At 58.5% G+C, this 19,607-nt stretch carries 14 protein-coding genes and 1 tRNA gene; 8 read left to right on the top strand and 7 right to left on the bottom strand.

Annotated features, from left to right (window positions below; all coding sequences use genetic code 11):
* Positions 1 to 59 precede the first annotated feature (59 nt).
* Positions 60 to 845: a tRNA 2-thiocytidine(32) synthetase TtcA gene (locus CVU69_05440; GenBank protein PKN12807.1), complete on the top strand. Its 786-nt coding sequence runs from the start codon at positions 60 to 62 to the stop codon at positions 843 to 845.
* Complete coding sequence (locus CVU69_05435; protein ID PKN12806.1) at positions 842 to 1,534, top strand: hypothetical protein; 693 nt, start codon at positions 842 to 844, stop codon at positions 1,532 to 1,534. Before CVU69_05440 ends, CVU69_05435 begins: the two co-directional genes overlap by 4 nt.
* Positions 1,535 to 1,554: 20 nt before the next feature.
* Here CVU69_05435 and CVU69_05430 read toward each other — a convergent pair whose 3' ends face one another.
* The 4 genes from CVU69_05430 to CVU69_05415 form a co-directional block, all read right to left on the bottom strand.
* Positions 1,555 to 4,743, bottom strand: a complete 3,189-nt coding sequence (locus CVU69_05430) for a bifunctional [glutamate--ammonia ligase]-adenylyl-L-tyrosine phosphorylase/[glutamate--ammonia-ligase] adenylyltransferase (protein PKN12805.1) — start codon at positions 4,741 to 4,743, stop codon at positions 1,555 to 1,557.
* Positions 4,740 to 5,780 (bottom strand): S-methyl-5-thioribose-1-phosphate isomerase, encoded by a 1,041-nt coding sequence (gene mtnA / locus CVU69_05425; protein PKN12804.1) that lies wholly within the window; start codon positions 5,778 to 5,780, stop codon positions 4,740 to 4,742. The genes CVU69_05430 and mtnA overlap by 4 nt, the downstream gene beginning before the upstream one ends.
* Positions 5,781 to 5,922: 142 nt before the next feature.
* Entirely contained in the window at positions 5,923 to 6,438 is a 516-nt protein-coding gene (locus tag CVU69_05420; protein ID PKN12803.1) for a MucR family transcriptional regulator, read from the bottom strand.
* A 488-nt stretch (positions 6,439 to 6,926) separates the two neighbouring features.
* Positions 6,927 to 7,017 (bottom strand) — tRNA-Ser (locus CVU69_05415).
* A gap of 161 nt (positions 7,018 to 7,178) precedes the next feature.
* Here CVU69_05415 and CVU69_05410 point away from each other — a divergent pair.
* The gene (locus CVU69_05410; GenBank protein PKN12802.1) at positions 7,179 to 9,989 is read left to right on the top strand and encodes a Fis family transcriptional regulator; all 2,811 of its coding nucleotides are present in this window, start codon (positions 7,179 to 7,181) and stop codon (positions 9,987 to 9,989) included.
* On the top strand, positions 9,989 to 11,230 hold the full coding sequence (locus CVU69_05405) for a phosphohydrolase (GenBank protein ID PKN12801.1): 1,242 nt from the start codon (positions 9,989 to 9,991) through the stop codon (positions 11,228 to 11,230). The genes CVU69_05410 and CVU69_05405 overlap by 1 nt, the downstream gene beginning before the upstream one ends.
* Here the strand turns inward: CVU69_05405 and CVU69_05400 are convergent.
* The 3 genes from CVU69_05400 to CVU69_05390 are packed head-to-tail and all read right to left on the bottom strand — an operon-like array spanning position 11,227 to position 13,920.
* Positions 11,227 to 12,015 carry a sugar phosphate isomerase/epimerase gene (locus tag CVU69_05400; GenBank protein ID PKN12800.1) on the bottom strand — a complete coding sequence of 263 codons (789 nt, stop codon included), beginning with the start codon at positions 12,013 to 12,015 and terminating at the stop codon, positions 11,227 to 11,229. The genes CVU69_05405 and CVU69_05400 overlap by 4 nt on opposite strands.
* 40 nt (positions 12,016 to 12,055) lie before the next feature.
* Positions 12,056 to 13,576, bottom strand: coding sequence for a cation acetate symporter (locus CVU69_05395; GenBank protein ID PKN12799.1), 1,521 nt, complete (start codon positions 13,574 to 13,576; stop codon positions 12,056 to 12,058).
* Positions 13,576 to 13,920, bottom strand: a complete 345-nt coding sequence (locus CVU69_05390; protein PKN12798.1) for a DUF4212 domain-containing protein — start codon at positions 13,918 to 13,920, stop codon at positions 13,576 to 13,578. The genes CVU69_05395 and CVU69_05390 overlap by 1 nt, the downstream gene beginning before the upstream one ends.
* Before the next feature lie 213 nt (positions 13,921 to 14,133).
* On the opposite strand from CVU69_05390, the gene CVU69_05385 reads away from it, so the two are divergent.
* From CVU69_05385 to CVU69_05370, 4 genes are all read left to right on the top strand, one after another.
* The gene (locus tag CVU69_05385; protein PKN12797.1) at positions 14,134 to 16,689 is read left to right on the top strand and encodes a helicase; all 2,556 of its coding nucleotides are present in this window, start codon (positions 14,134 to 14,136) and stop codon (positions 16,687 to 16,689) included.
* A gap of 300 nt (positions 16,690 to 16,989) precedes the next feature.
* A complete protein-coding gene (locus CVU69_05380; protein ID PKN12796.1) occupies positions 16,990 to 17,853 on the top strand; it encodes a 4-hydroxybenzoate octaprenyltransferase in 864 nt (287 codons plus the stop codon).
* A gap of 14 nt (positions 17,854 to 17,867) precedes the next feature.
* Positions 17,868 to 18,467 carry an aromatic acid decarboxylase gene (locus tag CVU69_05375; protein ID PKN12795.1) on the top strand — a complete coding sequence of 200 codons (600 nt, stop codon included), beginning with the start codon at positions 17,868 to 17,870 and terminating at the stop codon, positions 18,465 to 18,467.
* A gap of 7 nt (positions 18,468 to 18,474) precedes the next feature.
* On the top strand, positions 18,475 to 19,554 hold the full coding sequence (locus tag CVU69_05370) for an aminofutalosine synthase MqnE (GenBank protein ID PKN12794.1): 1,080 nt from the start codon (positions 18,475 to 18,477) through the stop codon (positions 19,552 to 19,554).
* The last annotated feature ends 53 nt before the right edge of the window (positions 19,555 to 19,607 follow it).

The raw sequence follows: 19,607 nt of genomic DNA, 5'->3' as shown, positions 1-19,607 counted from the left end.
TTTTCAGAAATCCCTTAAATTCAGGACGAATTTAATCAATTAATACATCAGGCGGGTCCTTGCTCGAATCAAAGCTCTTTCATAAAGTTCGCAAATTGGCCGGCAAAGCGGTCGGCGATTTTTCCCTGATCGAAGCCGGCGACCGGATTGCTATCGGCGTCTCCGGAGGAAAAGATTCCTATGCCCTCCTCCACACCCTCGACGCCTTACGCCGGCATGCGCCGATTCCTTACGAACTGGTCGCCGTCAACATCGACTCCGACTACCCCGGTTATCGCACCGATGTCATTGAAAAGCATCTGCAGCAGTACGGCTTCACTTATCACATGGAAGCGACCGAATGCTACAGCATCATTGAAGAGAAACGCCGCCCCGGCACGTCGTACTGCTCTTTTTGCGCCCGCCTGCGCCGTGGCGCCCTCTACAACGTCGCACAGCGCCTCGGCTGCAACAAGATCGCCCTCGGCCATCATCTTGACGACTTTATCGAGACCCTCCTTCTCAACCAGTTTTACATCGGCCGCCTCGCGGCGATGAGCCCGAAACTTCTCGCCGACAACGGCCAACAGACGGTCATTCGCCCCTTTGTTTATGTCGAAGAGGAGAAACTGATAGCTCTGGGCCGGGAAAACTCCTTCCCCATCGTCTCTTGTGCCTGTCCGGTCGCCAGCTGCAGCGATCTTAAGCGGCAACGGATGAAACGCCTGATCCGGGAGCTCGCCAAGGATATCCCCCATATTCGCAGCAGCCTGATCGGCGCCCTCGGTAATGTTCAGCCCCGTCATCTGCAAGACCGCGATCTCTGGGATTTCATCGGGCAGAGTAGCCATGCGGAGGAAGAATGATGACCTTTGACCGCAACAACGCAAAGAACATCCATCTCTGCATCACCGATGAAGGGTTGTGCCTCTTTTTAACAGCACTGCTCAACGAATGGGGCTTCAGTGTCAGTACAACTTGCCCGGAGAGTCAGGACGAACTCCTTCTCGCTGAAGAAAACTGTCCGCGTTGTGCTGAACATCGCAAGCGGATCGACCTCATCTTCTCCGCTTATGTTGACAATGATCACGTCAATATGCCGATCGTCCTCGAACATCTCTGGCAGCTCCTCGAAAAATACTACCACCTCCCCCACCGCCGCCACCTGCGCCTCGCTGTCGACCTCCCGATCTCCATGAATATCCGCAATCAGGAAGCACCCGGACGATTAAACAGTCTCTCCCCGGCCGGTGCCCGCCTTTCTTTGCCCAGAGAACTGGCGGTCGGAGAACTATTCCCCATCGTCCTGCCGCTGCCACAGCTGAACCTGGCTCTGACGGCAAAGGTCATTTATGTGAATACCTTCCCTGACAGCGACAACCGTTATGACGCCGGCATCCTTTTCGAAAAAATTTCTCTCGTGAATCAAGCCCTGCTGCGTGACACCATTATCCTGACCTTCTTCAACAACATCTGCCCGCAGCTGCCGCGCTGGGCCTTTGAAGTCGGCATCAACCACTTTGACCTCTCCCCGGAACTGCGTAAACAGCTGTAGGGGCGGTTCGTGAACCGCCCTTACGAAGCCTCAAAAATCTTCGCAAAGACCGCCCGGATCCCTGTCGTCATCTGCCGGTACTCGGCCAGAAAGAGTTCGTCAGCACGCTGCGGGCGATCCGGATAACCGAGACGCTGCGCGAGTTTGCGCAGATACGCCGGTTCCCCGGAAAGGGCACTGATCGATTCGTCATGGATCAGCCGCAACTTGTTTTCGAGGCGACGGAGAAATTCATACCCCTGCAGCAGAGTGGCAAAGTCGGCGACCGCGAGCAAACCTGTCTGCTGCAAGACCTTCAACGCCTCCAGAGTACTGTGCCCCTGAAGTTCGGCATAAGCCCCGCCGTGGCGCAGTTGCAGATACTGGACAATAAACTCGACATCGACCATACCGCCGCGGCCGGTCTTGATGTTAAAGTGATCAGCCCCTTCTTTGGCAATCTCACTCTCCATCCGTTCCCGCAAACGCCGAATCTCTCCTGCCAGATTCTCCGGCAGCTCACGGCCATAAACGATCTGGCGATTGAGCTCGTCAATCTTTTTTGTCAACTCCGGCGGGCCACAAACAACCCGCGCCTTGATCAGCGCCTGGCGCTCCCACGGTTGCGCCGTGGTTTGATGGTAATCGCGATATGCGGCAAGACTGGTGACCAGCGGCCCCTGATTCCCGGAAGGGCGCAAACGGGTGTCGATCTCGTAAAGGGAGCCTTCCGGCGTCTTCAGAGTCAGCACCGAGATAATCCGCTGCGCGAGCCGGGAAAAATATTCCTGATTCGTTTGCGGCCGGAAACGCTCGGGATCGCATCCCGGTGCCGGTTTGGTCTCACCGCTCCCCTCATGAATAAAGATAATATCAAGATCCGAGTGGTAGTTGAGCTCCATCCCCCCGAGCTTCCCCATGCCGACGATAGCAAAACCGGCGGGCCGCTCCTGTCCGTTGTCATCCATCACCCAGGGGAGACCGTATCGCGGCAGCAGTTCGCGCCGCGCCATCTCCATCGCTGCACACAGACAAACATCAGCCAAGGCCGAGAGCTGCAGAGTACTCTCCTCCAAGCGGGTATTGCCGTGAATATCGTTCAAACCGATGCGCAGCGTCTCTTCCTTGTGGAAACGCCGCAGAATGCCGAGTTGATCTTCATAATCGGGATGGAGGGCCAATTGCGCCGCCAGTTCAGCCGCCATGACCTCCCGCTCCTTGAAGGTAACACTGTAGGAACTGCTGACCAGGGCATCAAGGATCTCGGGATGCTGGATAAAGATGCGCGACAGGAACTGGCTGGTGGCGAAGAGGGAGACGAGCAGAGTAATAATCGTCCGATTCTCCGCCAGCAAGGCGTAGAAAGTCGCGCGGGCGCGCAGGGCGCCGAGAAAGCGCTCAAGATTGCGCAGCGCCATTTCCGGCTCCGGCGCCGCCAGAACCTCCTGCATAAGCAGGGGGGCGATCCGTTCAAAATGGCGCCGCGCCCGCTCGGTCATTGGTGAATTCTTCGGTCCGTCGCGCAGGGCGAGGAGACTTTCGTAAGCCCCGGCGGGGTTCTTGAAGCGCTGCTCTTCGAGATAATCCATGACCAGATCGGCATCGGCGGCCGGATCAAAGAGCCAAAGGATCTCGGGCCGGATCTCGTCGCGCAGCGTCTCTTCGCCGCTGTAAAAAAGATCATGGAAGATGGTGTGGACCCCCTGACGATGGCGCTCCAGAGTCGCAGAGAACTCCGCCAGCGAGGAAAAACCACTGCGCCGGGACAGGACCAGCAACTCGGCGTCACTCGCCGGCAGGTTATGGGTCTGGCGTTCCTGGACGACCTGGATGCGATGTTCGACGGTACGCAAAAAAGTATAAGCTTCGCGCAGCAGCGTCGCTTCTTCCTCCCGCACCAAACCGGCTTCGACCAGTTTGCAAAGCGCCGCCATCGATCCCTTTTCCCGCAGTTCCGGCTGTTTGCCAGCATAGATCAGCTGCAGCGCCTGAATGAAGAATTCGATCTCGCGAATACCGCCGCGTCCGAGCTTGAGATTTCGCTCCCCTTCCCGCTCGCGGGTCAGGTTGTGGTCGATCTTCTGCTTCATCCCCTTGATGTCCTCGACCATGCCGTAATCGAGATAGCGGCGAAAGATAAAGGGTTCAAGGCTCTTAAGGAGCTTCTCGCCAAGCGCGATCGAGCCGGCGACCGGCCGTGCCTTGATCATCGCCGCCCGCTCCCAGCTCTGCCCCCAGTGCTCGTAATAAATTTCCGCACTGCGCAGCGGCGTCGCCATCTCACCGCTGTTCCCTTCCGGGCGCAGACGCAGATCGACACGGAAGACAAAGCCGTCCTCCGTCGCCTGTCCGACCGCCTTGCTGACCAGATCGGCGAGTTTGGCAAAGAACTGATGGAGATGAATCTGATTGCGTCGTCCCCCCTGCGGTGTCGGCACGCCGGCAGTCATCCCCTTCTCGCTCGTATAAAAGTAGATAAGGTCAATATCCGAAGAAAAGTTCAGTTCGCGTCCCCCGAACTTCCCCATCCCGAGAACGGTAAACTCCGCTTCGATGCCCTCATCACCAGTGAGAGAATCAAGGAGCGGTGCGCCGTACTCCTCCCTCAGGAGAATTCCGCAGATTTCGCAGGAGCGTTGCAAAGTGGCGGACGCCAGAGCCGAGAGGGCATAGGTAGTACGAGCCAGATCGTCGAGGCCGCAGAGATCACGGCCGGCAATGCGCAGGATCTCCCGGCATTTATAGCGGCGCAATCCCTTCTGCAGGGTGACGAAATCGACAGCATCAGGGATGCCGTCCCGCAACTCAGCGAGCATCTCTTCTTCGCTCTTGATACAGTCGATCTTGCCATCGATCAAGAGGCGGCGGGGGAACTCTTCATCGCGGCACAGGATGTTAGTGAGAAATGGGGAAGCGCCAAGGATGGTAACAAGTTGCTGGCGCCGCAGCGGTGCCGTGAGGATCAGCTGAAGGAGCTCCTGCGGCTGGCCATCACAAAAACGTTCCAGGCCATTGAGCGCCTGATCCGGATCGGCAGAGAGCAGGGCATCACCGATCAGGGCGGCCAGAAGCGACTCCGAGGCCAGTCGTTCGTGCAGTTCCTGCAGGTTGGTGGCGCTCTTGGCAATCTCCACCAGGCCGAGATCGACAGCAAGCAGACGCCAGCTGTCGCGCTCCCGGATACCGTCCAAGTCGGCAAGGCGTTCACAGAGTTGCCCGGGCCCCATCATCGCGTAAAGAGCCCCGCCAACGCGATTTGAAAGTCAGCCGTCGCCACGCCGCGTTCGGTGATAATCGCACTAATGTATCGGGCGGGGGTGATGTCGAAAGCGGGATTGCATACCGTCACTCCGGCCGGCGCAATGGGGTGGCCGCCGCAGTGGGTGACCTCGTCAGGGCTGCGCTCCTCGATGGGGATGAGGCTGCCGTCACTCAGACTGCGATCAATGGTCGAGAGGGGAGCGGCAACATAAAAGGGGATATCGTGTTCTTTGGCGAGGATGGCGACACTGTAGGTACCGATCTTGTTGGCGGTATCGCCATTGGCGGCAATGCGGTCAGCGCCGACGATGACGCAGTCGATCTCCCCTTTGCTCATCAGGTAGCCGGCCATGTTGTCGCAGATCAGCGTCACCGGGATGCCATCCTGCATCAACTCCCACGCCGTCAAACGCGCCCCTTGCAGCCAGGGGCGGGTTTCATCAGCGATAACGCTGACCGATTTCCCCGCCTCCACCGCCGCCCGGATGACGCCGAGGGCGGTACCGAAGCCGCCGGTCGCCAGCGCGCCGGCATTGCAGTGGGTGAGGATACGCGACCCGTCCGGGATCAACTCCTGGCCGTGCGCCCCCATCGCCCGATTGAGAATTTCATCCTCGGCGGCTATCGCATGCGCTTCGGCAAAGAGCGCGGCCTTAAGCTCGCTCCCCGGCAGATCCGCATGAGCACGGGCGCAGGTCTTCATCCGCTCCAGCGCCCAGCAAAGGTTGACTGCCGTCGGCCGGGTCGCGGCGAGGAGATCGCAGACATCGTTAAACTCTTCGAAGAACTCGATGAAGTCAACGGCGTAGATGGCATCGGCACCAAAGGCGGCGCCGTAAGCCGCTGTTACCCCGATCGCCGGGGCACCGCGCACCACCATGCTGCGAATCGCTTCGGCGACACCTTCGGCATCTTTATAACTGAGCCAGACCTCCTGGTTGGGGAGGAGGCGTTGATCGATAAGGAGGAGAGTATCATTTTCAAAACGGATCGGCTTGATCGCCATGGCAGGACTCCTGAAAAGGAAGGATAATAGCAGTGCGGGGATGAATTCTAGCCAAAACAGGTGGGATTTACAATCGAATTACCTGAAAAAAAGGCCTGACCGAATGGCCAGGCCTGAGCTATTTCATGACGATCAGATAAACTTAAACCTTACTTTTCATCTTGGCTGACGTTAGTTTCTTCGCTTTGGTTCCGGCCGGAACTTTCTTCTCTTTAACCGCGGCATTTTTTTTCTCGGCATTGGCTATCCGTGCGGCGGCCAACTTTTCACCGAGACCGCTATCTATAGCCATCTTCTTCCGCGTTTCGGAATAGGACTTGGCCGCAAGAGCCTGGGTCCGGGGAATGCCGAATTCTTTACGATAATCTTTGGCCTTCATATTGTGCTTGGCCATAAGGTGGCGTGACAACGTCTTCATGCTCTCGCCACAGATGATACAAGTAATTGCATTCTTGCCAATCGATTTCTTAGCAGAAATCGCCGGTTTGACCTCTTCAGCAACAACCTCCGCTTCGACTACAACATCAACACCCTTTTCCAGGGCCAACAGTACAGCATAAACGTCCTGAATCTCTTTGAGCAAATCGTCCTTCGACATCGGTGTCGTGGTTGCGTGCGCAATAACGATATCTTTTGCCATCTCCAATAAAGTCGCCATTTTCAGTCTCTCCTTTTTTAAATTTATCAACCGTGCATAAGAATACAGCGTTATCGCAAATATTCAATAGTCTAATTTTCAATACTTCATCGGAATGCATGTTCAATCCTCATAAAATTATGAAGTACCATGTTCTATTCTATCCATGTAATTATTCCTGTACTTCGCGCAGCAACTCCATCAAATCTTTTGCCAAGACGCGCGCCGACTCTTCGCCCCCTTCTGTTAGAGGGGCGACAAGGTCGCGCTTCTAGTAGTAGTAGAGAGACTAGATTCTCTTTAATGGCACAGGCGACGGCAAGACGACAGACCGTCACCGGTTCACACCGCATAAAAATAGCCTCTTCCACAGATTCTGCGGAAGAGGCTAACTTCTTTATAGTCCTGACCTCTGACTAAAATCTTACCAATCGACTTGTCAGTGAAAATAAACATATCCCCATAAAAAAAGAAGCCCCCAATTTCTCAAGGGCTTCTTTGCTTTTTCATGGAGGAGAGAGAGGGATTCGAACCCTCGGTACGCTATTAACGTACACACACTTTCCAGGCGTGCTCCTTAAACCACTCGGACATCTCTCCGCAGGTTTGGCAAATTACACGAAGAGCCTATTCCTGTAAAGCAAATAGTACTCCTTCGTGAAAAATCCTTTGCACATCGGATCCATTTCTTCCGTTTACCTGCACCCGCTTATCCCCTATACTCTCTGTGTAACTTAACAACACACTGAAAGCAGACGCTCATGCCGATCAACACCTCTATCCGACTCGATCAGTTGCGCCTCAAAATTAATTCCTACTCCAAGGAGAATCTTGATGACATTCTCCATGCACTTCTGGAAGCAATTGCCCTGATCAACCGTCAGGGGCGCTGCCGTCTTTATCTTGAAGATCTGACCGACGGTGTCCTTGCCTGTGCGGCAGCGACTGGCCCCCACGCAGCGGCTCTGCGCGCGACGACCTTTCCCTTGACCAACGCCGACGACCTTGAGGCCCACGCCTACCTGACCCGCACCGGCAACCGAATCGACGATTTCGCAATGCTCCCGGATGGCGGACCGGAATTTGCCCGACGATTTGAGATTCGCGCCACTCTGCTCCTCCCCTTGATCCATCTGGAACGTGGTATCGGTGTCCTCTGTCTCGACAGCAGCCATCCCGGGCAGCTTCCAGCCGAGCCGTCCCTGAATCTCCTTGAGAACTTTTTGACCGATGTTGCCCCGATCATCGATCAGGCGCGTAAATACCATCAGCAGCTTGTCCTGGCACGACGCGTCGATCAGGCCAAGAAGAAAGAAGCGGCGCTGATCATGGTGAAGTCGGCGGTCCGACTGATCGACAAATTGACACTGGCTTCAGTTCTCATCCCTTCCACCGGGGAGAAACAGGAGAGCTTGCAGATCGTCGCCTCTTACTCGAAAGAGCGGGAAGCGGCCCTCCTTTACGAGGATGAGCGCCTGATCAGCCTCGGACCGGGAAAATCTCTCCTATCCCGCTATATCAACCGGCAGGGGATCATTACCGACGACACCCTCCTTCACCCCCTGTACTTCGACGATCTCCCCTCGGAGTCACTGCAAAAGCGCTATCTCGTTGAAGAACTCGGTCTCAAGTCCCTTTATGTGGTGCCGCGTTATGAGCCGCGAACCCGCAAGGTCATCTGCCTGGTCAACTACTACATGCGCGAAGCCCACCTCCTCACCGACTTTGAAAAGGGCCTCCTTGAAGCCCATGCCGAGATGGCACAACGGGTTATACAAGAGATCGGCGATGAACATATCGAGATCAAGGTCCTCGCTGAAATCAATGATCTCCTCAAGGAGAAATACGATAGCCTTGCCCCCTTCCTTACCCGCGTTCTCTCCAAAGCGACAGAACTGATCAACGCCGATACCGGCAGTATCGCCCTGGTGCGAGAAGAAGGTGGGGAGCGTTGGCTGGTCGTCGAAGAAGTGGACGGCACCCTGCTAGGCGCCAAGAGCAAGTCTTGGCTGAAGCGCAATATCCCCCCGAATCGGGTCGGCGGGCTCAATCTCCCGCCGGCAGAGCGGAGCATGACCGGCTACGTCGCTTTCACCGGCCGGCCCCACCTGATCAACGATACGCAGGAAGAGAAACGCAGCGACGGCTTTTATCGCGAGATTACAGAGGCGATCCGAAGCGAGATCGCCGTGCCGGTGATCTGCGACGATGAAGTCATTGCTGTTATTTGCCTCGACAGTCTGCGCCCCCACTACTTTACTGACGAGCACCGCCGCATCCTGATGATCATCGAACGGATGATCTCGCGTCACCTCTCCGATCTGCAGCGCATTGAGCAGCTGACCACCGAAGTCAACCGCCTGCAAAAGGACGTCGGCTACAAAGACCCGAAGATTTCGTCCTATATCCTCGGCAATATCATCGGCAAATCGGCCAAGGCGAACGAGGTCGTCAACTTCATCCAGACCATTACCCCCCCCCTCTTCAACCGCATCGCCACCTGGCAACAAAGTGGATTGCAGGAAGCGACCCTCGGCCTCCCCTCGATCCTGATCACCGGCGACACCGGCAGCGGCAAGGAGTTTCTCTTCAACAATATCTTTTCGCGCCTCAACGCCATCTATCAGGAGCGGATCAACCCGCGCGGCGAACTGCCGGTGAAGAAGACCAACATCGCTGCCTACAGCGGCGAGATCACCTATTCGGAACTCTTTGGCCACAAACGCGGCGCCTACACCGGGGCGCATACCGACCGCAAGGGGATTCTTGAAGAAGCGCATGGCGGGGTGGTCTTCCTCGATGAAATCGGCGATGCCGACCCCAAGACCCAGGTGCAGCTGCTGCGCTTCCTTGATAATGGCGGTTTTGTCCGCCTCGGCGAGAATGCCACCCGTTATGCCCGCGTCCTCCTCATCGCCGCCACCAATCGCGACCTCAAGGCGCTGATCCAGTCCGGCCATTTTCGCGAAGACCTTTACCACCGCCTCAACGAACTGACCATCCAGGTGCCGTCCTTGAATGACCGGCGCGAAGACATCCCCGATCTCGCTGTCCACTTCCTCGGTAAACTCTATCGCGTCTACAAAAAACCGGAAGAGCGCGACGAAGACGGTCCGACCCTGAACCGCGGCGCCCAGGCCCTGCTGGCGGCGCACCACTACACCGGCAACATCCGCGAACTGCGCAGCATCCTGTTGCGTGCCCTCTTTTTCCGCAAAGGACGCAGCGTCAGTGAAGACGATATCCGCGCCATCCTCACTGCCCTCGATCCGCCGCAACCGCAAAACAACCGCAAGAGCCTGACCAGCGACGTCGCCCGCGAGATCTACCAGTGCATCATCGAAGGGCAGAGCGACTTCTGGAGCGGCATCTACGAACCCTATTCGGCGAATCGCATCACCCGAGATATCGTCCTTGAGATCATCGAACTCGCCCGCGCCGCTGGCGCCGACACCATGCCCAAGAGCGCCGAACTGTTGCGGGCCTGCGACCCGCGCAGCGAAGCCGCCGAGGAGAAAAAGACCTTCTTCCGTTACAAGAATTTCCTATACAAGACCGTGCGGATCGCCTGATGCACACAGATCTCGACAACTGCGCTGCCTTGGAGCAGCTACGTCCCCTCTTCCCGCCGGAACTTTATAACCGGATCTTCCTTGTCGGCGGCGCGGTACGCGATCTTCTCCTCGGCAGGGAGAGCGTTGATCTCGATCTCGTTGTTGCCCTGCCGGAGCAGGAGTTGACGAGCCGCCGTTTCCGGGAGGTAAAGCCGAAAGATGCGCCACCGATCCACCTTTATCACTCGGCGGCTCTCGGCAAGGTCGAGGCGACCTGCATCGGCGGTGTTGCCGAACTGGCGGACGACCTGCGCCGCCGCGACTTTACTGTCAACGCCCTCGCTCTCGATCTGGAGGGGAAGCTATATGACCCGCTGGGGGGGGTGAATGATCTCAATCTCCGACAGTTGCGTCCCTGTTCCGCCGGCACTTTCAGCGCTGATCCGACCCGCCTTTTCCGGGCTTTCCGCTTTGCCGCCGATGGCTGGAGTCTGGCCCCGCAGACGACGGAACTCATCGAGAGCGCAGATTGGCATGAGCGGTTGCAGCTGCTGCCGATCGAACGCTTCTCCGCCGAGATGAGCAAGGCCTTCGCGCAGCCGGATCCTGGCAGCTTCTTTGTCCTGATGCTGCAATTCAATGTCGGCCGCGATCTGCTGCCGGAGCTCTTCCGCATGCCGCAGATCCCCGCCGGCCCCCTGGAGCATCATCCGGAAGGGGACCTCTTTACCCACAACTGCGAAGTCCTCGCCAATATGGTGGCACAAAGCGCAGAGCCGCGGGCACGCTTCTGTGCCTTTTTCCATGATCTTGGCAAGCTTGCCACCGACCCGGCCCTTTACCCCAAACACCACGGCCACGATGATGCCGGCTTCACCATGGCACCGGCTTTCTGCAACCGCCTCGCCCTCCCAGCGACCTGGCGCACCGCATTGGCCTGGTCGAGCCGCCTGCACGGGCCGGCGAACCGCTGGCAGGAGACCCGTGACAGTACCCGAATCCGCATCGCCGAAGGGGCGATCAAGGGGGGAATCAGCGAAATCCTGCCGCAACTGACCGCCGCCGACTGGCCGGAAGGGCCGGGGATGCCGGATTGGCACTTTGCTTTGGCGGCGGCCCGGCTGTCGAGCGCACAACTCGACATTGACGCTGAGCAACTCGAACGACTGACGCCGGTGGAGAAGGGATCTTTGATTTTACAAAAGAGAGTGGAGTGGTTGCGCAGGATGCGGCGGGAAGGGGAAAGACAGAAAATTTAACGCCGTCCCGTCTCTTTCTGCAGATAAGCAAAGACCTCGGCCATGCCGCGGCGAATCCCTTCTTCATCCTTGGGAAATTCGGAAGGGGCGAGTTCGAGGGTGACGGTTTCGTTGTAGGCGGTCTCGCGCAGATGATTCAAGAAACGGGTCAGGGGTAGAACGCCGCGACCGGGAAGGAGATGTTCGCGATCGTTGCCATAGTCAGAGAAGTGAATATTCCGCATGCGGCCGCTGTCGTAACATTGATGGAAATCGCTGAGAAAATTGGTCTTCCCCGAGCCCATATGGGTAGTATCGAAGGTCTGATAAAGGTTGTGCTGCCGCATGAAATCGATCAACCGCTCGGTCCGGGCGAGAAGATAGGGATTCACCTTGAAGGCCCCGGTGGAGGGCATATTCTCGACCGTCAATATCACTTGCCCCTGCCCGAGTTCCTGCTGATAATCCTTGATCGAATTGAACCAGCGCCAGAAACCAAACTCCATCGCCATCCAGGAAGGGGGGTGAAAGTTAACCAACGGGATGCCGGTCTCGATGGCGAGGCGGACGGTAAGTCGCAACTGTTCCGGCTTGTCCCCCCAACCGTCGAGATCGAAAAAGGGGGCATGCAGCGAATAGATCGGGATAATCTTCTGCAGTTCGCGGATCTTGGTGACGGGGTTGCCGTGCTGAAACTCCATGCCGACAATGACCTCTACCCCGTCAAAACCGGTATCGCGGGCAATTTCACAGGCCTGGCTCATCGGCAGAGTATAAAGACTACCCGTCGAAAGGAGGAGTTTCATAAAGTTCGGCTCTCTGTAGGAAAGGAGCGCAAGATCGTTTTCAGGGGCTGTGAACCTTTTCGACAAGGTGGCGACGGATCGCATCCGGCGGCGGCGGCGTCAGCAAGGAGACGATAATCATCACCATAATCACCAGCGGTGCGCCGATCAGCGCCGATGAGGTCGGCGGCAGCAAGTGGTGCAAGATCGGGAAGACGCTGCCGAGGGACAGAGAAGCAAAGGTAATAACGATGCCGAGAGTCATGCCGGCGATGGCGCCGTATTTATTGGTGCGATCCCACCAGATGCCGAGGAGGAAGACCGGAAAAAGGGTATTCCCGGCCAGCGCAAAGGCGACGGCGGTAATTTCGGCAATCAGTCCGGGCGGATTCACCGCAGCGAGAACAACCAGGATTGCCAGAACCAGCGTCGCCCCTTTCGCCACCTTCATCCGCTGCCGCTCGCTCGCTTCAGGATTGAGGATGCGATAATAGATATCGTGAGAGAAGGCGCCGGCGCCGCCGATCAGCATGCTGGTAATGGTGCCGAAGGCGGCCATAATCCCGCCGACCGCGAGCATGCCGACCAGCCAGGGCGAAAGCCCGCCCCACTCGGCCGCTTTGATGACGATGACATCGGCAATCTGCTGCGCGGCCACGGCGTCGATCGGCATCTCGCCGCGCAGCTGCAAAAGTTTGGCAAAGGTGGCAAAGGCCGGGGCACTCCAGTACAGAAGGCCGATAAAGAAGATCCCCCAGACCACACTCCAGCGGGCGACGCGGATATTCGGCAGGGTGTAAAAACGCGACAGGACATGGGGGAGACCGGCGGTCCCGACCATGAGAGTAAAACAGAGCGCGATCCACTCGTAGGGCGTCGCTGCTGCCCAGGGGGCGGCCATCTCTGCGCCGCTGAGATAATTGACTTCGCTCAGGGCAGCACCGTAGCCGATCTGCGGCAGCCAGCGTCCGTAGCCGAGCTTGGCGGAGAGAGCCATGAGCGGAACCAGAAAGGTCAGGAGGAGGACGGCATAATGAAGCTGCTGGTTGCGGGTGGCGCCGAGGGAGCCGGAGATAGCGAGATAGGCAAAGATAACACCGACGCCAAGGAGGAGTGCACCAGTGTAATCGATGCCGAAGATCCAGGCGAAGATCAAGCCGATCCCTTTATATTGGGCGACGCAGTAGATCAACGAAATGATAATGGTGATTACCGCTGAGATAAAACGGGCGACCGGGGAATCATAGCGCGCTTCGACGAATTCCGGGGCACTGTACTTGCCGAAGCGGCGGATCTGGCCGGCAAGGAGGACCAGGAGAAGGACGTAACCGCCGGTCCAGCCGATAACATAAGCGAGAGCAAAATAGCCCTTGAGATAGAAGATTCCGGCGATGCCGAGGAAGGAGGCGGCGCTCATCCAGTTGGAGGCAATCGCCGCCCCGATGCCGATGCGTCCGACAGCATGGGCGGAGACCGGATAGTACTCTCCTTTGCGGGTACGACTGGCGACCCCGATGATAAAGGAGACAACGAGAAAGAGGGTTAGAATCAACAGGGGGACAAGCTTGAATTCATTTTCCATCACTGCTGCCTCCGTTGCCGGTAGCGCTCAGTGAGGCGGTCGACCATGAGATTAAAGAGGAAGCAGATCAGGATAAACCAGATGATGAGAAACTGCCCGGTAAACCAGTATTCGAAGGGAAAAGAGAAGATGGTGCGACTGGTCAAGGGGCCACTGCCGCTGGCGTCGGTCTGGCCGGAATAGATCAGAAATTGAAAGCCGAAGGTTAACAGCGCCCAGGCAATCAGGGCAATCCAGATATAGATGACCTCGCGGCGCATAAAGCCGGCCTGCGGACGAAAGAAGTTGACCCGGTAATCCTGCTGACTGGGGGGACGGTCGAATTCGGGACTGCTCACGGGCATCGTCTCCTTTACGCATTTCAAATAAATTCTACCAATTATAGCGATGGAAGGCGGTAAATGTAACCATCTTTTTCGTCATGAGGAGAAAGTCGGTTCCTGGCCTCGGGCAGCGGACAACCACGCGCCTTGTGACTTGCCGAACAGAGTGCTATAGTCCCGGCGTTTATTCCCGATTTCTCCCGCAAAAAAAGACCATTTCCCCCCAGGTTGACGATGCCCGACACCACAGCAACGACTCCGCCCCTGACCGCCTCCCTAACCCCCGCCGTCGCGGCTTCCCTCGCCACAGCGATCCGTGAAGCCGGCGGCAATGAGGTCTTTTTTCTCGGCCGCACCTCGGCGGAACTGATCGTCAATACTGTCGAAGTGTTGGCACGCGGCTCAAAAGAAGCGGTGCCGGCAATCCTCTCGGGCTGCCGTTATGGCGACGTCGTCATTCATAATCATCCCTCCGGCCGGCTGCACCCCTCCAAAGCTGATCTCAATATTGCCGGCCAGCTCGGCATCCTCGGCGTCGGCTTCTTTATCATCGACAATCCCGTCAGCCGCATCTACCGCGTAGTCGAACCTTTTGCCCCCCGCAACGAAGTGGCCCTGGAGATGGCGGCAATTGCCGGGATTCTCGGCCCCGGCGGTGCGGTAGCGAATGCCCTCCCCGACTTTGAAGAGCGCCCCGAACAGCTGCGCATGGCCTTTCATGTCGCCGAAGCCTTCAACCACGGCAAACTGGCGGTGATCGAAGCTGGTACCGGCACCGGCAAGAGTCTCGCCTACCTCGTCCCCGCTCTCCTCTGGGCGAAACAGAACGAAGAGCGGGTCGTGGTCTCGACCAACACCATCAACCTGCAGGAGCAGCTGATCCGTAAGGATCTCCCCTTCCTCCAGCGCGCCAGCGGCCTCGACTTCCGTGCCGTCCTCGTCAAGGGGCGCAACAACTACCTCTGCCTGCGCCGCGCCGAGACCGCCAAAACCGAGCCGGGGCTCTTCGACAGCGAAGAAGTCGCCCATCTCGGCGCCTTGCTGGAGTGGGCAAAAGCGACCAAAGACGGCGGCAAGGATGAACTCACCTTTCTGCCGCCGGATGAGGTTTGGGAAGAAATCTGCTGTGAAGCTGACCAGTGCGGCCGCGTCAGCTGCCCCCACTATTCGCGCTGTTTCTTTCACAAAGCCCGGCGCCAGGCCGCGCAAGCCGACCTCCTCGTCGTTAATCACGCCCTCCTTTTGGCCGATCTCGCTCTGCGCCAGGAGACTGACAACTACGGTGCGGTTGCCGTCCTCCCCCCCTTTGCCCGCGTTATCCTCGACGAAGCGCATCACCTCGAAGATGTGGCGACCCGCTACTTCTCCACCCAGGTCACCCGCTTTGCCTTTGCCCGCGTCCTGGGCCGCCTGCGCCATCCCCGTAAAGCCGAAAAGGGGCTGATCCCCCGCTTTCTCGACACCATCGCCCGCGAACTCCCCGACAGCAGCGACGTTCTATACCGCGACCTCTACGCGCGCTGCGAAGCGTTGCTGGTCAGTCGCCAGGGGTTGGCGGAGAAAGCGACCAGCGAACTGGAGCGGATCGGCGAACTTCTCGCCGCGGCACTGGGGAAGAAGATCGAAGAACGGGAGGAGATCCGCCAGCGCGTTATCCCCTCGTTCAGCGACTCGCTCGCCTGGAGTGAGACGAGAGATGCGGTGCAACAACTGGCGCAACAGAGCGGTCAGCTGGTCAAGGAGTTACGCGAACTCCTCAAGGCCTGTAAGGAGATTCCCGACGAGGTGGCACCGAAGATTTCCTCGGTCCTTACCGATCTTCTCGGCATCGAAGCGCGTATCACCGGCGTCACCTCCGACCTTTATGCTTTTATCGCCGATCAGGAGGGGAGCTGCATCTGGTTCGAGATCGGCATGGGACGCATCGGCCGCGGCAAGGGGATCGTCACCCGCCTCTGTACTGCCCCCCTCGATGTCGCCGCCGGACTCAAAGCCGCCCTCTTTGATCGTTTCAAGACGGTGGTGATGACCAGCGCCACCCTCACCGTCGCCACCTCCTTTTCCTACTTCGCTCAGCGTACCGGCCTAGCCCTCGTCGAACCGCGCCGCTGCGCTGAGCTTGAACTCGATTCCCCCTTTGACTACGCCCGCCAGACCCTGGTCGCCGTCCCCGCCGACCTCCCTGAGCCGGGGAACACCCTTTACGCCGACCAGCTGCGCGATCTCTGCGAGCGGGCGATCGTCGCCGCTGACGGCCGCACCCTGGTCCTCTTCACCTCCTACACCTTATTGCGGCGCATCCACGGCGAACTCGCCCCGACCTTAGAGGCGCGCGGCTACCGCTGCCTGCGCCAGGGGGAGGACACCCGTCACCGGCTGCTGCGCGCCTTTATCCACGATCCGACCAGCGTCCTCTTTGCCACCGACTCTTTCTGGGAAGGGGTTGATGTGCCGGGGCGTGCCCTCGAACAGGTGATCATCACCCGCCTCCCCTTCAAGGTGCCGACCGAACCGGTCCTCGAAGCAAGAGCCGAGGCGATTGCCGCGGCGGGGAAGGACCCTTTCATGAACTACACGGTGCCGCAGGCGGTGATCAGATTTAAACAGGGATTCGGGCGGCTGATTCGCCACCGGGAAGATCGGGGGGTGGTGCTGATTCTCGACAGCCGGCTGGTACGCAAAGGCTACGGCCGCATCTTCATGCGCTCACTGCCGGTGCAGACGCAAGTGCTGGCACAGGGAGAGATCCCCGCCGCAATCCGGGACTTCTTTGCGACGGAGAAAAAATAGGGGCGCTACTGGCGAACGACGCAAATAACGATGACCTGGCGATCGCGATTCTCTTCACGAAAGAGGTTGCTCGCCTCTACCGGTCCCGGCGCTTCGATCACTTCGCTCTTCATTTCACCGGCTTCTTCGTAGGTCACTTCGTAAAGGGGCATGGTTTCTATATCTTCCTTTCAAGGGTCATTTTACGACGAACTACATAACACAAACGCACCAATTTTGGCGACAGAGTTCTTGCCAGCTGCTCGCCCGCCGGTGTAGACTGCCGTCGTTCTTCAACTTTCCCTGCTCACTGCGAGGCCCATGTTTAGCAAAATTCGTCATTTGCTGGAGATGATCAAGTTCTCCCATACCATCTTCGCTTTCCCCTTCGCCCTGATGGGTGCGACCCTTGCATCTCTGGCCAACGGCCAGCCACCGACCGCTGCCCAGATCGGCTGGATCTGCCTCGCCATGGTCGGAGCGCGCAACGCCGCCATGGGGCTGAACCGCATCATCGACGCCCGCATCGATGCCGAAAATCCGCGTACCGCCGGTCGGCAGATCCCCGCCGGGATCATCTCCCGACAGGAAGCATGGATTTTTGTCGCCGGCTCGACCCTCCTCCTGTTGGTAGCGGCCTGGCAGCTCAATCCCCTGTGCTTCTATCTGTCGCCGCTGGTCCTCGCTTTCTTCATCCTTTACGCTTACTGCAAGCGCTTCACCTCCCTGGCCCACATCGTCCTCGGCATCTGTCTCGCCGGTGCCCCTTTGGGTGCATGGATCGCCCTGCGCAGCACGGTGGAGTGGCCGATTTTCGCACTGGCGCTGGCGGTCTTATTCTGGGTCGCCGGTTTCGATATCTTCTACGCCCTGCAGGATCTCGACTTCGACCGCAAGCAGGGGCTGCATTCGATCCCGGTCCGCCTCGGCGAGAAGGGGGCAATCCTCCTCGGCAAGGTGCTGCACGGGCTGATGGTCGGACTCCTGCTGCTCATCCCGCAGGGACTCCCCCTCGGGATGATCTACTATGCCGGCATCGGCGTCATCAGCCTGATGATCGCCTGGGAGCACCACCTCGTCAAACCCGGCGATCTTTCCAAGCTCGACGCCGCCTTCTTCAATATGAACGGCTACATCAGCGTGACGATTTTCTGCTTCACCCTGGCGGATGTATTGATTAAATGATTGGTCAACACCCTATGAAAAACATCGTCGTCGCTATCTGCGGAGCTTCCGGCTCGATCTACGGCCTGCGCCTGGTCGAGGAACTGTTAAAGGCCGACTGCCGCGTCACCCTCCTTCTCACCGACGCGGGACGCCAAGTGCTGCACTACGAGACCGGCCTTGACTGGCCGACGGATATCGAGGTCAGCCGCGAGCTGATCCGCAGCCACTTTGCCAGCTACCAGCTGCGCCACTACGCCAACAATGACCTCTTCGCCCCGGTGGCGAGCGGCACCTCGGCCCCGGACGCGCTGGTGATCGTCCCCTGCTCGATGGGGACGCTGGGACGGGTCGCGAGTGGCGCCGGCAGCAATCTCATCGAAAGGGTTGCCGATGTCGTCCTCAAGGAGCGACGCGAACTCCTCATTGTCCCGCGTGAAACCCCCTTGAGCTCCATCCACCTCCGCAACCTTTTAACCGTTGCCGAATGCGGCGCGCAGATCATCCCGGCGATGCCCGCCTTCTACCGTCAACCGCAGACGGTGGCCGATCTCGTCGACTTTGTCATCGGCAAGATTCTCGACAGCCTGCGCATCAAGCACGCCCTCTTCATCCCTTGGGGGGAGGAACCCTGAAACGACCATGACCAATCTCTTTCCTTTAATCCGCAGCAAGATCGAAGCCGGTGTCCGTCTTTCCGACAGCGATGCCCTTGCCCTCTTTGCTAGCGACGACCTCCTCGCCATCGGCGAACTCGCCGCCTTGGCCAATCACCGTAAGCACGGTGACAAGGTCTACTTCAATATCAACCGTCACATCAACTACACCAATATCTGCGTCAACCGCTGCACCTTCTGCGCCTTCAGCAAGGAAGAGGGGGAGAACGGCAGCTATACCATGATGCTGGATGAGATCCTCCGCAAGGCCGCCGAAGCCCAGGCCGCCGGCGCCACCGAACTGCACATGGTCGGCGGCCTCCACCCCGACCTCCCCTTTGACTTCTATCTGGAGATGCTCGCCGCTATTCGCGCCGACTCACCGGATCTGCATATCAAGGCCTTCACCGCGGTCGAGATCGACTACTTTGCCCGCCTCACCGGCCAGAGTGTCGAATCGGTCATCGAAGAACTCAAACTCGCCGGCCTCGGCTCGATGCCCGGCGGTGGCGCCGAGATCCTCGGGGCGCGAGTGCGGGAAAAGATCTGCCCGGAGAAGATCTCCGGCGAACGCTGGCTGGAAGTCACCGCCTTGGCGCATCGCACCGGATTAAAGAGCAACGCAACGATGCTCTTCGGCCACATCGAAACCGCGACCGACCGCGTCGATCATCTCCACAAGCTCCGGGCCTTACAGGATCAGACCCACGGTTTTCAGGCCTTCATCCCCCTCGCCTTCCAGCCCGACAACACCAAGATTGCCGGCGCCAAAGGACCAGGGGGGATCGATGCCCTCAAGACGTTGGCGATCAGCCGCCTCTATCTCGACAACTTTGCACACATCAAGGCCTACTGGGTCATGCTCGGCCTCAAGATCGCCCAGGTCAGCCTCACCTTCGGGGTCAACGATCTCGACGGCACGGTGATTGAGGAGAAGATCGGCCACGACGCCGGCGCCGCTTCGCCGCAGGCCCTCTCCAAAGAGCAGCTCTGCGGATTGATCCGCGAGGCCGGGAAAATCCCGGTGGAGCGGGATACCTTGTATAACGAGCTGCGGGCTTATTGATGCCCAAGCGGGCGACCCACCGGGTCGCCCCTACACGCCAAACCAATTTTCCG

It is taken from the genome of Deltaproteobacteria bacterium HGW-Deltaproteobacteria-4, from assembly GCA_002841765.1.
In the GTDB taxonomy this organism is placed as follows: Bacteria; Desulfobacterota; Desulfuromonadia; order Desulfuromonadales; family UBA2197; genus UBA2197.
Note: the sequence above shows the minus strand (reverse complement) of the source record. Positions and strands in the feature narration are given on the sequence as shown.

Coding starts and splice junctions, on each gene's coding strand:
- CVU69_05410 (PKN12802.1), top strand. CDS start 7,179: ATGCCGATCAACACCTCTATCCGACTCGATCAGTTGCGCCTCAAAATT.
- CVU69_05405 (PKN12801.1), top strand. CDS start 9,989: ATGCACACAGATCTCGACAACTGCGCTGCCTTGGAGCAGCTACGTCCC.
- CVU69_05370 (PKN12794.1), top strand. CDS start 18,475: ATGACCAATCTCTTTCCTTTAATCCGCAGCAAGATCGAAGCCGGTGTC.
- CVU69_05380 (PKN12796.1), top strand. CDS start 16,990: ATGTTTAGCAAAATTCGTCATTTGCTGGAGATGATCAAGTTCTCCCAT.
- CVU69_05385 (PKN12797.1), top strand. CDS start 14,134: ATGCCCGACACCACAGCAACGACTCCGCCCCTGACCGCCTCCCTAACC.
- CVU69_05395 (PKN12799.1), bottom strand. CDS start 13,576: ATGGAAAATGAATTCAAGCTTGTCCCCCTGTTGATTCTAACCCTCTTT.
- mtnA (PKN12804.1), bottom strand. CDS start 5,780: ATGGCGATCAAGCCGATCCGTTTTGAAAATGATACTCTCCTCCTTATC.
- CVU69_05420 (PKN12803.1), bottom strand. CDS start 6,438: ATGGCGACTTTATTGGAGATGGCAAAAGATATCGTTATTGCGCACGCA.
- CVU69_05400 (PKN12800.1), bottom strand. CDS start 12,015: ATGAAACTCCTCCTTTCGACGGGTAGTCTTTATACTCTGCCGATGAGC.
- CVU69_05390 (PKN12798.1), bottom strand. CDS start 13,920: ATGCCCGTGAGCAGTCCCGAATTCGACCGTCCCCCCAGTCAGCAGGAT.
- CVU69_05430 (PKN12805.1), bottom strand. CDS start 4,743: ATGATGGGGCCCGGGCAACTCTGTGAACGCCTTGCCGACTTGGACGGT.
- CVU69_05435 (PKN12806.1), top strand. CDS start 842: ATGATGACCTTTGACCGCAACAACGCAAAGAACATCCATCTCTGCATC.
- CVU69_05375 (PKN12795.1), top strand. CDS start 17,868: ATGAAAAACATCGTCGTCGCTATCTGCGGAGCTTCCGGCTCGATCTAC.